The sequence below is a fragment of the Brevibacillus sp. TJ4 genome, from assembly GCF_044627595.2.
In the GTDB taxonomy this organism is placed as follows: domain Bacteria; phylum Bacillota; class Bacilli; order Brevibacillales; family Brevibacillaceae; genus Brevibacillus.
In genome coordinates, this window is sequence record NZ_CP185865.1 from 261,702 (window position 1) to 275,970 (window position 14,269).

The following is a 14,269-nucleotide window of genomic DNA, read 5'->3' on the forward strand; positions in this document are numbered from 1 at the left end:
CTGCCTCCTTTCTCCCGACGTTTGGAACAGATCGGGGCATACTACTTTCTAGTATGGGTAGGAGCAGAGTTGGATAAACTTACCTGACTGACAAAAGGATGCATTCCGGAAAAAATTCTTGCATTTTGAGAGTCAACTACTATAATTTTCTTGTTGCGCTTTCGAGCAGCACGGTTACGAGAAGGAGGGTACATAACCATGAACATGGAATTGTGGTACACCGAAAAACAGACGGAAAATCACGGAATTACAACGAAGATTACCGAAACCTTATACAGTGAAAAAACCGATTTCCAACAAATCGATATTATTACGACGAAGCAATTTGGCCGCATGCTGGTTCTGGACGGCATGGTAATGACGACCGATGTGGACGAGTTTGTATACCACGAGATGATTACCCACGTAGCGATGAATACGCACCCGAATCCGAAAAAGGTGCTGGTCGTAGGCGGCGGGGACGGCGGAGCAATCCGTGAAATCGTCAAGCACCCATCTGTAGAAAAAGCGGTATTGGCTGAAATCGACGGCGGTGTGATCGAGTCGTGCAAAAAATACTTCCCTGAGATCGCCAGTGCGCTGACCGGCAATTCGCGCGTGGACGTGCAAGTAATCGACGGGATCAAACACATCCACGATCACAAAGGCGAGTACGACGTAATCATGGTCGACTCCACCGAACCGGTCGGACCGGCAGTGGGACTGTTCGAAAAAGGCTTTTACCAAGGAATTTACGACGCGCTGAAGCCAGACGGGATCATGGTCGCACAGACAGAATCGCCGTGGTTCAACCGCGATTTGATCAAACGCGTATTTAAGGACCTGAAATCGATTTTCCCGGTCACCCGTCTGTACACTTGCAGCATCCCGACCTATCCATCCGGACTGTGGAGCTTTACGATCGCTTCCAAACAGCATGACCCGTTGAACGTAGATCCGGCTTCGATCAAGAACCTGGATACCAAATACTACAACGCGGACCTGCACCATGCAGTATTCAAGCTGCCGAACTTCGTGGCGGAGCTGACCCGCGACTAACAGGAAGGAGTGCGAACTTATGCGTTTTGACGAGGCGTACTCGGGAAATGTTTTCATTCGCAGCCACGCGAACTACGAGGAAAGCCAGGCTGTGATCTACGGCATGCCGATGGACTGGACCGTGAGCTTTCGTCCCGGTTCCCGTTTTGGTCCGGCGCGCATCCGCGAAGTGTCGATCGGCCTGGAGGAATACAGCCCGTATCTGGACAGGCTGCTGGAAGACATCCGCTACTTTGACGCCGGCGATATTCCGCTGCCATTTGGCAATGTGGAAGGCAGCCTGGATGCGATTCGTTCGTTCGTGTCCAAGGTTTTGGCTGACGGCAAGTTTCCGCTCGGACTGGGTGGCGAGCATCTCGTTTCCTGGCCGGTGTTCCAGGCGGTATACGAGAAGTACCAGGACCTGGTGATCTTCCACTTTGACGCCCACACCGACCTGCGTGATCACTATGAGGGCTATCCGTACTCCCATTCGACCCCGATCAAGAAGGCATGCAATCTGATCGGCGGGAAAAATGTCTACTCGTTCGGGATTCGCAGCGGGATGAGGGAAGAGTTTGAGTGGGCCAAGGAAAACATGCACCTGTACAAGTTCGATGTTCTCGAGCCGGTGAAAAAGGTGCTGCCGACCATCGGCAACCGTCCGATTTACCTGACGATCGACATCGACGTTCTCGATCCGGCACATGCGCCGGGCACGGGCACAACCGAAGCGGGCGGGATTACTTCCCGCGAGCTGCTCGATACGATTCATTTCATGGCCAACAACGGAGCCAATGTGATCGGCTGCGACCTGGTCGAAGTAGCACCGGTGTACGACCACAGCGAAATGACACAAATCGTCGCTTCCAAAATCGTGCGTGAATTGCTGCTTGGTTTTGTAAAATAAACACTTGATCAACGAAGACGTCTCTGCCTAAATAGGAAAGAGGCGTCTTTGTCTTCTATTTACTTTTTATACATTTTCGTTTACAAAGTAGAAAATATGGATTACGATGGAAGCAAACGAAATGCTTCAGTAGGGGAAGTGCTGTATATGAGAGAAGTGTTTGCCTATCCTGCCTTTCGAAAGCTGTTTTTCTCCAATCTGTTCTCGGGATTCGGCCAGGGCATGACGATGATCGGGATTTCCTGGTACCTGGTGGAGACGACCGGTTCTGCGCAATTGCTTGGAACGACGATGTTTGTTTCGGCATTTATCCTGTTTTTTGTCGGTCCGTATATCGGTACGTTGATCGACCGTTTTTCCCGCAAAAAAATGCTGCTGGTGGAAAATATGATCGGCTTTAGCATCTTAGGTCTACTGGCTGCCTGGGGGTTTCGCGGAGACTACGCTGACTGGATGCTGGTGGCGATTTATCTGGTCACGACGTTTATGTACCAGATTCACTACCCGGCACTGTCGGCGCTCGTGCAGGAGAGCTACGAGGCGCGCCACTACGGAAGCATCAACAGCCTGATGGAAATCCAGGGGCAGACGGCGAGCGTATTGTCCGGCGGTGTGGCAGGCATTTTGCTGCAGTATTACGGTTTGCATATCGTGTTGATCATCAACGCGCTCACCTACCTGTTTGCCTTCCTCAATCTTTCTACGATGTCCTATTCGTTTACCCTCTCCGGCGAAGCGAGAGCCAACCGCGGCGTCAACTGGATCGGGCAGATCGGGCAAAGCTGGACGTACATCCGGGAAAAAAGAGGTTTTCTCCTCTTCGGGCTGTCCGCGATGATGCCGTTTATTGTCGTGATGGCGACGAATCTCTTGAAGCCTGTCTACGTCAGCCAGACCTTGCAGGCGGATGTGTCCGTCTATTCACTCGGCGAGATGAGTTTTGCCATCGGTGCAGTGGCGGCAGGCGTTCTCGTGATGGCGGTCGTGCGCAAATGGGGCGATTTTCAGGCGATGGTCGGCAATATCCTGCTCTTTGCCGTCGCCATCATCGTCATGGTAGCACTCCCCTACGGGTGGGCATTGATCGCGATGTATTTGTTCTACGGCTGGTGCAACGCGTCGACACGGCTGATCCGCCAATCCCTGTACATGCGAATCGTACCCAAGCAAATGATGGGCCGGGTGATGAGCTTTTTCAATTCCTTCGGGATGATGATGCGGCTGCTGTTGATCGGCTTCTTTACGATTTTGATCGACTATACCGGAGCAGGCGTCGGCTACCTGTTTTTGGCGGGATTGCTGCTGCTGGCGGCGTTCGGCGTTGTCGCCACGATGCGGTACATACTCGGCGATGCGGAACACGGCAGGGAGGTTGCTTCCGAGGAGCGTTGATCGTACAATTGGACGAACGGACTCCTGAATACAGGAGCAGGAAACAAAGCGGAGTGTGGAAAGAAGCATGCAGGACATTACAATTACCCTGACAGCACGCCATCTGGTCGAAGGAGAGTGGGACGAAACCTCTCACCAATACCCCGGAAGGTACGTGGAAAAGGCGAAAGCCTGGTATGTCACCTATACAGAGCAGATGCCCGATATCGGGGATGTTGCGACGACCTTGCGACTGGGACAAAACAGCGTCACGCTGATACGGCAGGGCAGTGTCTCGACCCGTCAGCAATTTGAAAAGGGGAAGAGCACACATTCGGTCTACCAGAGTCCGTACGGTCCATTCGACATGGAGACGCACACCAACAAACTCCGGATTCATTACGAGCAGGAAAAGCCGAGCGAGGTGGAAATCGCCTACCAACTGTGGATGAATGGGCAGTACGCAGGCGAGCATCACTTGCAAATCAAGCTGGAAGCGTGAGCGCTCCTCCTTGGCAAGAGCATTTTCCGACACGTACAATAGGGAGGAGACACAATGTTTATTTTACTGAACGGTTTGTCCGCCGGATTGCTATTGGCCGCTTTTTTGGCTTTGGGAGACGGTTTGTTTGGAACGAAGACCTTTGCCGTGCTGCTCGATGTCAGCTATATACCCGGCTTGGAAAATCTCAACGCGATCGTGGAATTGCTCTTGCATTTAGTCGTCAGTATCGCGGTTGCCGCCGGGTTTTCCTGGTTTTACCCGCGCGGCCAAAAACTCGCGGTACTGAAATACGCAGGGGGATGGATGCTTGCGTTCATCCTGGCGTTCGTCGCGTTCAGCCTGCTGAGCGGCAACGCCATGTCGTGGATGGCCTTTTTGCTGTGGTTGCTCGGGCATATTCTCTATACCGCGGTACTCATGTTTCGATTGGAAAAACGACAGTAAGCGGAATGTGCCGAAAATTCGGCATGTTAATTGTATTTTGGCAGCTTGGATGAAAGGGAGGGCGCATACCGATGTCCGACACGGTCGAAATGCTGCAAGCGATTCTTGGTGCGATCGACGAGGGCATCCATGTCGTCGACGCTGGGGGAATCACGATTTTTTACAACCACGTGGCAGCCAGGATGGACGGACTGGCGCCGGATGAAGTGCTGGGAAAACCTCTCCTGGATGTCTTCCCATCCCTGGATCGTCACTCGAGCACCTTGCTGCGTGTCATCGAGAGCGGAGAGCCGATCTACAACCAGCCCCAAGCCTACACCAACTGGAAGGGCGTCAGGGTGGAGACGATCAATACGACTCTGCCCGTTCGCGTGGGGAAAAGGCTGGTCGGCGCTGTCGAAGTCTCCAAGGATATAGGCAAGCTCAAGGAACTGTCCGAACGCCTGGTCGACCTGCAGGCGCAGATCAGCAAGCCAAAGCGGAGCAAGCGGGCGTCGGACGCCGTGTCTTTTCATTTTGACGATATTTTGACGCGAAGCGAGCGCGTACTGGCACTGAAGGAAAGAGCCCGCCGCGCCGCACGAACGACGTCACCGGTGCTCATCTACGGGGAGACGGGGACGGGCAAGGAACTGTTCGTGCAGTCCATCCACCAGGCCTCCACACGTGGCGACAAGCCGTTTATTGCCCAGAACTGCGCCGCCCTGCCCGCATCGTTACTGGAAAGCCTGCTGTTCGGGACGACCAAAGGCAGCTTTACCGGGGCAGACGATCGACCGGGGCTGTTCGAGCTGGCAGATGGTGGCACGCTGTTTTTGGATGAGTTGAACAGCATGCCGCTGGACTTGCAGGCAAAGCTGTTGCGCGTGCTGCAGGACGGGCAGATTCGCCGGATTGGCGGCAGGCAGACGACGAGGGTGGACGTGCGCGTCATCGCCGCCGTCAACGAACCTCCGCAAATACTAGTCGAGCGCGGGCTGATGCGGCATGATCTGTACTACCGGATCAACGTCGTCTCGTTTGAACTTCCTCCGCTGCGCGACAGGCGGGAGGACGTAAGCCTTTTGGTCGACCATTTTATCGCCATATTCAACCGACGCTTCGGCATGCAGGTGCGTGGAATCAGCTCCGAGGTGGAGCAGTTGTTTGCCACCTATGACTGGCCGGGAAACGTGCGCGAGCTGGAGCATGTGGTGGAGGCGGCGATGAATATGGTCGACACAGACATCATCGAGCGCGAGCATTTGCCGCAGCATCTGCTGGAGCGCTGCGCCGGCGCAACGCCTGATCCGGACGGCACGATGCCTCTGCAGCACAACTGGTCGGCGGGAGAGCGGCCGCTGCCCGATCTGGTGCGGGAGCTGGAGGAGCAACTGATTGCCGACGCGCTGGACAAGACGCAGGGAAATGTGCTGAAGGCGGCACGGCTGCTGGGCATCCCCCGGCAAACCTTGCAGTACAAACTGACGCAACTGCAAAAAAACAGGCACTAAGAAAACAGAAAGTGCCGAAAATTCGGCAGTGAAGTCATCGCTATCATAACGCTGGCATATCGATACAGACTGGTATTTGCCCGTTTTGACGCCGAACATACAGCCTCTTCACCCGTTTTCTAAATATTTCGATTAAGTTGGCATGGCATTTGCAACATCTCTTTGGCGTGATGGCTTGTTGTTGTTTAACGCTTGGATGAAAAGGAGATGTTGTTCATGGCAGTAGCTACAATGCGCGACTGGCGCCAGATCGAAATGTGGAAGGACGTAACCGAGGAACAGTGGAATGACTGGATGTGGCAGTTGACCCACACCGTAAAGACCGTAGATGATTTGAAACAGATCGTCAACCTGACACCGGAGGAAGAGGAAGGGGTACGCATTTCTTCCCAGACGATCCCGTTGAACATTACGCCTTACTACGCCTTGCTGATGGACCCGGATGATCCGCGCGATCCGGTGCGGATGCAGTCTGTGCCGCTTTCCTCCGAAATGGTCCGCACCAAGTACGACATGGAAGACCCGCTGCACGAGGACGCCGATTCACCTGTGCCGGGATTGACGCACCGTTATCCCGACCGCGTGCTGTTCCTCGTTACCAACCAGTGCTCGATGTACTGCCGCTACTGTACGCGCCGCCGCTTCTCCGGGCAGATCGGGATGGGCGTGCCGAAAAAGCAGCTCGACGGCTGTATCGACTACATTCGCCGTACACCCGAGATTCGCGACGTCCTGATTTCCGGCGGAGACGGTCTTTTGATCAACGACCGCGTGCTGGAGTACATCCTGAGCAACCTGCGCGATATTCCGCACGTGGAAATCATCCGCATCGGGACTCGCGCGCCTGTCGTGTTCCCGCAGCGCATTACGGAAAATCTCTGCAACATCCTGAAAAAGTACCACCCGGTTTGGCTCAACACGCATTTTAACCATCCAAAAGAAATTACGCCGGAAGCAAAACGCGCCTGTGAAATGCTCGCCAACGCTGGCGTGCCGCTGGGCAACCAGGCGGTCATTTTGGCCGGGATCAACGACTGTCCGAACACGATGAAGCAACTGGTGCACGACCTGGTGAAAATCCGCGTCCGCCCGTACTACATCTACCAGTGCGACCTGTCCGAGGGAATCGGCCACTTCCGCGCTCCGGTCAGCAAAGGGATCGAGATCATCGAACACCTGCGCGGCCATACATCCGGTTACGCTGTGCCTACGTTTGTCGTCGATGCCCCACATGGCGGCGGCAAAATTCCGGTCAGCCCCAACTACATCATTTCCCAGTCGGCGGAAAAGGTCGTGCTGCGCAACTTCGAGGGCGTAATCACCTCGTATCCGGAGCCGAAACATTACCATGCGCACGAAGAGGACAACTGCGAATACTGCCAGGCAGCAAAAGGCAAAGCAGTCGGTATCGCAGCGCTGATGCGGGATGAGGCCGACAACCTGGAGCCGACCGACCTTCCGCGCAACAAGCGGATCAAGGCGACCAAGGTCAAATCGCTCGCAGATGTGCGGCTGGAGCAAAAGCAGAAAAAGCAGGAAAAAACCGAGGAACCAAAAGAAGTTTCCGGAAAATAAGCACGCTCAGTGCCAAGCGCTATCGGATCATCTCCGATGGCGCTTTTTTGTGAAAAGAGTGGTCACAAATGCTTGTTTGGTTGTATGATAAGACAAACTTGCTTGTATAGTGGGACGAAAAGACTGTGAGTGAATGGTCATTCATTTTTAAAGATGATTCTGATAAAATAAAAAACAACTCGATCACTCGCAGGAAGAAGGGGAGTTGATTACATGCTTGCACTGATCAATCTTATTGCTTTTTTCTTGGTCCTTGCGTATGGACTGTATCTGGCGGGCCACGTCGTGTACAGCCGTTACCTGTTCATCAAGCTCGGCAAGAAGCCGGATGTGAAGGACGACTTTGGCGCACGGATCAATCTGATGCTGGACAACGTCATTTTTCACAAAAAGCTGCTGAAAGACAAAAAAAGCGGCATCATGCACGTCGTCATGTTTTACGGCTTTATCATTTTGCAGTTCGGGGCGATCGAACTGATCGTCAAAGGGCTGGTAAAAGGGTACGAGCTGCCTTTTGGCAGTGCCCATAAATACTTCAGCCTGATGCAGGAAATCACTACTCTCCTGATTCTTCTGGCGGTCGGGTACGCGTTTTACCGCCGTTACATCGAGAAGCTGAAACGGCTCAAGCGCGGCTTCAAGTCGGGGATCGTCCTGCTCCTGATCTCTTCTCTGATGGCGACGGTTCTGCTCTCGCTGGCCTTCGAACAGCTCTGGCTCGGTCACGGTGCGTCCGCGTACGCCCCATTCTCCTCGCTGATCGCGATGCTGTTTGCCGCCATTGGTGTCGGACAGACGGGCGGAGCCGTGCTCTTTTACATCTTCTGGTGGGCGCATCTGATCATTTTGCTCGGCTTTGCTGTCTACGTGCCGCAATCCAAGCATGCGCATTTGCTGTTCGCCCCTGTGAACGTCTGGTTTAAAAAGCTGGACCCGCCGGGCAAGCTGTCCACGATCGACTTCGAAGACGAGACGCAGGAAGTTTTCGGTGTCGGCAAGATCGAAGACTTCACCCAGACGCAGCTGATCGACCTCTACGCCTGTGTGGAGTGCGGACGCTGCACCAACATGTGCCCGGCGTCGGGAACCGGCAAGATGCTTTCCCCGATGGATTTGATTACCAAAATGCGCGACCATTTGACCGAAAAAGGCGCGGCCGTCACTTCCCGCACGCCGTGGATGCCGAGCTTTGCCTTTGCCCAAACGACTGCGAACCAACTGGCGATGCAGTCTTCCCAGGCAGCGGCAACTGCTGAGGGCGCACAAGCACCTGTATACGACAAAAACCTGATCGGAGACGTCATTACCGAGCAGGAGCTATGGGCTTGCACCACCTGTCGCAACTGCGAAGACCAATGCCCGGTAATGAACGAGCACGTGGACAAAATCATCGACATGCGCCGCTACCTGGTGATGACCGAAGGCAGCATGCCGGCAGAGGCGCAGCGTGCGTTAAACAACATCGAGCGCCAGGGCAATCCGTGGGGCATCAACCGCAAAGACCGGATGAAGTGGATCGAAGGGTTGAACGGCGAGTACGAAGTGCCGACTGTCAAACAGGTGGAGGAGTTTGAATACCTGTTCTGGGTAGGCGCGATGGGCTCCTTCGACCTGCGCAGCCAGAAAATTTCCCAGGCGTTCGTCAAGCTGATGCACGAGGCGGGAATCAAGTTCGCGGTGCTCGGCACAGAGGAGAAAAACTCCGGCGACACGGCGCGACGGATTGGAAACGAATTTTTGTTCCAGCAGTTCGCGCAGGAGAACATCGCCTTGTTCGAAGCGTACGGAGTGAAGAAAATCGTCACGTGCGACCCGCATGCCTACAATTCCTTCAAGAACGAATATCCGGAGTTCGGCCTGCAGGCGGAAGTGTACCACCATTCCGAACTGCTGGCACAATGGGTAAAAGAAGGGCGCCTGAAACCGACCAAGGAAGTGAAAGAACGGATCACCTACCACGACTCCTGCTACCTTGGCCGCTACAACGAAATTTACGACAAGCCGCGCGTCATCCTCGAGGCGATCCCTGGCGTGGAAATCGTCGAGATGAAGCGCAGCGGCTGCGACAGCATGTGCTGCGGCGCGGGCGGCGGCCTGATGTGGATGGAGGAGCATGAAGGCACGCGCGTCAACGTGGCGCGGACCGAGCAAGCACTCGAGGTCAATCCGACGGAGATCGCCAGCGCTTGCCCGTATTGCCTGACGATGATGAACGACGGAATCAAGATGAAAGAACAGGAAGAAAAGGTAAAGACACGCGACATCGCGGAAATTTTGGCGGACGCAATCTGATCGCCACAGTCCGAGAACGGCAAGCTGTGCTGCACAAAGCGGCACAGCTTTTTTTCTTTTTCGAATGCATTGACTATTGCCACACAACGGGGCAAAATGAGAATAGAAATAAAATGAGCGACCGCTCAATCAGGAACGGTGAGAATGGAGGGTCGGTAGATGAAAACGGTCATTGCTGGAGGAGCGCGTACCCCTTTTGGCAAGTTTGGCGGCTCTTTGAAAACGCTGTCGGCAGTAGATCTGGGAGCGAACGCCATCAAGTCGGCACTGGAACGCAGTGGTGTGTCGGGTGAGCAGGTAGACGAAGTGATCATGGGCATGGTCGTGCAGGCGGGAGCGGGCCAGGTGCCTTCCCGTCAGGCGGCGCGCAAGGCGGGTCTGCCGTGGAATGTAGCCAGCGAGACGATCAATAAAGTATGTGCGTCCGGCATGCGCGCGGTGACGATGGGCGATCAGATCATCCGCGCGGGCGATGGCGAGATCATCGTTGCAGGCGGCATGGAGAGCATGAGCAATGCACCCTACGCCCTCTCCGACGTTCGCTACGGCTTGCGGATGGGAGACAGCAAAGTGCGCGACCTGATGATGTACGACGGGCTGACCTGTCCGTTTGATCAGGTTCCGATGGCGGTGCACGGCAGCAATGTCGCGGAGGAGTACGGAATTACCCGCGATGAGCAGGACCAGTGGGCGCTGCGCAGCCAGCAGCGGGCAGCAGCCGCGACGGCGAACGGCGTGTTCGCAGACGAAATCGTCCCGGTTGCGATTCCACAGAAAAAAGGCGAGCCGCTTCTCGTCTCGACCGATGAAGCACCGCGTCCGGACACGACGCTTGCCGCCTTGTCCGCTTTGCCTCCTGTGTATAAAAAAGACGGAACGATCACGGCAGGCAATGCGCCCGGGATCAACGACGGAGCGGCAGCGATGGTCCTCATGTCGGACGCCAAGGCGCAGGAGCTGGGGATCGAGCCGCTGGCGACGATTCTCGGACACGCGCAGGTGGGCGCTGAGGCGCCGTATATCGCCACGACGCCCGGTCTGGCGATTCAAAAGCTGCTTGCCAAGACAGGCGTATCGCTTGCCGACATTGCTTTGTTTGAAGTAAACGAGGCGTTCGCCGCGGTCATCCTGACCAGTGGAAAAATCGTCGGGTGGGACGAGGAAAAAGTAAACGTCAACGGCGGAGCAATCGCCCTCGGACATCCGATCGGGGCCAGCGGAGCGCGGATTATCCTGCATCTCGCCTATGAGTTGAAACGGCGGGGCGGAGGGCTTGGCATCGCCGCCATTTGCAGCGGCGCAGCCCAGGGAGACGCAATTTTGATCAAAGTGTGAGTGGGAGGAGCTAGCTATGAACAATATTCAAACCGTGATGGTCGTAGGCGCAGGACAGATGGGCAGCGGTATCGCCCAGGTGGCAGCGCAAGCCGGGCTTCACGTGTACCTGCACGATCAGAAAGAGGAATTTGTGCAGAGGGGAATGGCGACGATCCGCAAAAATCTGGCCCGCAATGTGGAAAAAGGCAAGCTGGATGAAACGGAAAAAGACGAAATTATCGCGCGTCTGCATCCTTCGACGAATCTGGAACACGCCAGGGAAACCGGTTTTGTCATCGAAGCCGTGACCGAAAACATGAAGGTCAAAGCGGACATTTTTTCCCGACTGGATGCGATTTGTCCGCCGCATACCATTCTCGCCAGCAACACGTCGTCCTTGCCGATTACGGAAATCGCCGCCGTGACCAAGCGCCCGGAAAAAGTGATCGGCATGCACTTTATGAATCCTGTTCCGGTGATGAAGCTGGTCGAGATCATCCGCGGCTTGCAGACGAGCGACGAAGTGTACCAGCTTACCGAGGATTTGGCCAAAGAAATGGGCAAGGTTCCGGTCAGCGTCAACGATTTCCCCGGCTTTGTCTCCAATCGCGTACTGATGCCGATGATCAACGAAGCGATCACTTGCGTCTACGAGGGCGTCGCCACCCCGGAGGCGATCGATGAAGTGATGAAGCTGGGGATGAACCATCCGATGGGGCCGATCAGGCTGGCTGACTTTATCGGGCTCGATACGTGCCTGGCGATCATGGAGGTTCTCTACGAAGGGTTTGGCGATTCCAAGTACCGTCCCTGCCCGCTTCTTCGGAAGTACGTGAAGGCTGGCTGGCTGGGCAAAAAATCCGGTCGAGGTTTCTACGTCTACAGCGAATAGATTGCGCAGAAAGGCAGGGCTCAGATGGATCTTCAACTGACGAACGAACAACTGATGATGCAGCGGATGGTTCGCGACTTCGCGCAAAAGGAAATTGCGCCGCTTATCCCGCTGATGGAAGAGACCCACCAGTTTCCTCGGCAGCTTGTCAGCAAAATGGGCGCGATGGGTTTGATGGGTATTCCCGTGCCGGAAGAATGGGGCGGTGCCGGTGCAGACTTTCTCTCCTACATCCTCGCGATCCATGAAATCTCCAAGGTGAGCGCTACAGTAGGCGTGATCCTGTCGGTGCATACATCGGTCGGGACCAACCCGATCCTCTATTTCGGGACAAAGAGCCAGAAGCAGAAGTACGTACCGCGATTGGCAGCAGGCGAATACCTGGGAGCCTTTGCCCTGACGGAGCCGCATGCGGGCTCAGACGCCGGCAGCATCCGGACTACGGCTGTACGAAAGGGCGATCACTACATCCTCAACGGAAACAAGGTATTCATCACCAACGGCGGCGAAGCGGACACCTACATCACGTTTGCAGTCACCGATTCGTCGAGCGGAAGAAAAGGGATTTCCGCTTTTATCGTGGATAAGGATACGCCCGGTTTTCACGTCGGCAAACGTGAGCAGAAAATGGGACTGCACGGATCGCATACGACAGAGCTGATATTGGAGGATGCCGCCGTACCGGCCGAAAATTTGCTCGGAGCGGAGGGAGACGGCTTTACGATCGCCATGGCCAACCTGGACAAAGGACGGATCGGGATTGCCGCACAAGCGCTGGGCATCGCCGAAGCGGCAGTGCAGCTATCGACCCAGTACGCCAAGGAGCGAACACAGTTCGGTCAGCCGATCGGCAGGCTGCAGGGCGTCTCCTTTAAGCTGGCGGATATGGCGACCAAAGCCGAGGCGGCTCGCTTGCTCGTCTACCGGGCGGCGTGGCTGTGCAGCCAGGGGTTGCCGTGCAGCAAGGAATCGTCGATGGCCAAACGCTTCGCCACCGACACGGCGATGGAGCTGGCGATCGAAGCCGTGCAAATATTCGGCGGATACGGCTACACCAAAGAATATCCAGTCGAACGCCTTTTCCGCGATGCCAAAGTGACACAAATCTACGAAGGAACAAACGAAATTCAACGCCTGGTCATCGCCAAGCATCTGATTGGCTGACAGACCAATCGATTCAGCGCCAGAACCAACCAACTCTGGGGACGGTCAACACACTCGCGGGGGGAGAAAACGAGATGAATTTTCAATTGGCTGAAGAACATGAGATGCTGCGCAAGATGGTCCGTGAATTTGCCGAGAGCCAGGTCGCTCCGACGGCATCGGAGCGCGACGAGGAGGAGCGCTTTGACCGCAATATTTTTGAGCAAATGGCAGAGCTGGGGCTGACCGGAATTCCCTGGCCGGAAGCGTACGGCGGGGCAGGAGCCGATTACCTCAGCTACGTGATCGCTGTAGAGGAGCTTTCTCGCGTGGACGCATCGATCGGCGTCACGCTGTCTGCACACGTCTCGCTGGCGAGCTGGCCGATCTACAAATTCGGCACCGAGGAGCAGAAGCAGAAATTCCTGCGTCCTCTGGCGGAAGGCAAAAAGATGGGCGCTTACTGCCTGACGGAACCGGGCTCTGGCTCCGACTCTGCGGGAATGCGCACCACTGCTGTGCGCGACGGCGACCACTACATTCTCAACGGCAGCAAGATTTTCATCACCAACGCAGGGGAAGCCGAGATTTACATCGTCTTCGCCGTCACCAACCCGGAGCTGAAACACAAGGGAATCACCGCCTTTGTCGTCGAAAAAGGCATGCCCGGGTTTACGATGGGCAAAAAGGAAAAGAAACTCGGGATTCGCTCCTCGCTTACGCTGGCAGTCAATTTTGACGACGTCCGCGTTCCCGTGGAAAATATGCTGGGGGAAGAAGGGCAAGGCTTCAAAATCGCGATGATGACGCTGGACGGCGGACGCAACGGTATCGCTGCACAAGCATTGGGGATCGCACAGGGCGCATTCGAGCTCGCGCTGGGCTACGCCAAGGAGCGCAAACAGTTCGGCAAGCCGATCGCGGCGCTGCAGGCGATTCAGTTCAAGCTGGCCGATATGGCGACCAAGATCGAAGCCGCTCGTCTCTTGACGTATCAGGCGGCCTGGCTGGAAGACCAGGGGCTGCCTTACGGAAAGGCGTCGGCGATGTCCAAGCTGTTCGCCGGAGACATTGCGATGGAAGTGACGACCGAGGCGGTGCAAGTATTCGGCGGCTACGGCTACACGCGTGAATACCAGGTGGAGCGCTTCATGCGCGATGCGAAAATTACGCAAATCTACGAGGGGACCAACGAAATCCAGCGCGTCGTCATCGGCAACTACCTGCTGAAAGACTGACGGTGAGCGGACGGACTGGCAAGGAGAGCGACTTGCTTCCTTGCCTTCCTTCTCCAAAAGAAGCACTGCTCT

At 55.5% G+C, this 14,269-nt stretch carries 12 protein-coding genes; all 12 read left to right on the forward strand.

Translation table 11 applies throughout. The features are described 5' to 3' along the window. Nucleotides 1-204: 204 nt before the first annotated feature. The 12 genes from speE to ACAF76_RS01210 all read left to right on the forward strand — a co-directional run bounded on the left by speE (nucleotide 205) and on the right by ACAF76_RS01210 (nucleotide 14,197). Nucleotides 205-1,038, forward strand: coding sequence for a polyamine aminopropyltransferase (speE, locus tag ACAF76_RS01155; RefSeq protein WP_400162642.1), 834 nt, complete (start codon nucleotides 205-207; stop codon nucleotides 1,036-1,038). Between the two features lie 19 nt (nucleotides 1,039-1,057). Beyond that, nucleotides 1,058-1,927, forward strand: a complete 870-nt coding sequence (speB, locus tag ACAF76_RS01160) for an agmatinase (protein ID WP_400162213.1) — start codon at nucleotides 1,058-1,060, stop codon at nucleotides 1,925-1,927. Between the two features lie 147 nt (nucleotides 1,928-2,074). After that, complete coding sequence (locus ACAF76_RS01165) at nucleotides 2,075-3,319, forward strand: MFS transporter (RefSeq protein WP_400162214.1); 1,245 nt, start codon at nucleotides 2,075-2,077, stop codon at nucleotides 3,317-3,319. 67 nt (nucleotides 3,320-3,386) lie between these two features. After that, a complete protein-coding gene (locus tag ACAF76_RS01170) occupies nucleotides 3,387-3,800 on the forward strand; it encodes a DUF1934 domain-containing protein (protein WP_400162215.1) in 414 nt (137 codons plus the stop codon). Nucleotides 3,801-3,854: 54 nt separating this feature from the next. After that, the gene (locus tag ACAF76_RS01175) at nucleotides 3,855-4,247 is read left to right on the forward strand and encodes a hypothetical protein (protein WP_400162216.1); all 393 of its coding nucleotides are present in this window, start codon (nucleotides 3,855-3,857) and stop codon (nucleotides 4,245-4,247) included. A gap of 65 nt (nucleotides 4,248-4,312) precedes the next feature. Further along, nucleotides 4,313-5,740, forward strand: coding sequence for a sigma-54 interaction domain-containing protein (locus tag ACAF76_RS01180; RefSeq protein ID WP_400162643.1), 1,428 nt, complete (start codon nucleotides 4,313-4,315; stop codon nucleotides 5,738-5,740). A 216-nt stretch (nucleotides 5,741-5,956) separates the two neighbouring features. Next, a complete protein-coding gene (gene ablA / locus ACAF76_RS01185; RefSeq protein WP_400162217.1) occupies nucleotides 5,957-7,315 on the forward strand; it encodes a lysine 2,3-aminomutase in 1,359 nt (452 codons plus the stop codon). Between the two features lie 213 nt (nucleotides 7,316-7,528). Beyond that, complete coding sequence (locus ACAF76_RS01190) at nucleotides 7,529-9,607, forward strand: heterodisulfide reductase-related iron-sulfur binding cluster (protein WP_400162218.1); 2,079 nt, start codon at nucleotides 7,529-7,531, stop codon at nucleotides 9,605-9,607. Nucleotides 9,608-9,766: 159 nt separating this feature from the next. Then, nucleotides 9,767-10,942 carry an acetyl-CoA C-acetyltransferase gene (locus ACAF76_RS01195; RefSeq protein WP_400162219.1) on the forward strand — a complete coding sequence of 392 codons (1,176 nt, stop codon included), beginning with the start codon at nucleotides 9,767-9,769 and terminating at the stop codon, nucleotides 10,940-10,942. Between the two features lie 16 nt (nucleotides 10,943-10,958). Beyond that, a complete protein-coding gene (locus ACAF76_RS01200; RefSeq protein ID WP_400162221.1) occupies nucleotides 10,959-11,816 on the forward strand; it encodes a 3-hydroxybutyryl-CoA dehydrogenase in 858 nt (285 codons plus the stop codon). Nucleotides 11,817-11,840: 24 nt separating this feature from the next. Continuing rightward, the gene (locus ACAF76_RS01205) at nucleotides 11,841-12,980 is read left to right on the forward strand and encodes an acyl-CoA dehydrogenase (protein WP_400162222.1); all 1,140 of its coding nucleotides are present in this window, start codon (nucleotides 11,841-11,843) and stop codon (nucleotides 12,978-12,980) included. 74 nt (nucleotides 12,981-13,054) lie between these two features. Beyond that, complete coding sequence (locus ACAF76_RS01210; RefSeq protein WP_400162223.1) at nucleotides 13,055-14,197, forward strand: acyl-CoA dehydrogenase; 1,143 nt, start codon at nucleotides 13,055-13,057, stop codon at nucleotides 14,195-14,197. Nucleotides 14,198-14,269 lie beyond the last annotated feature (72 nt).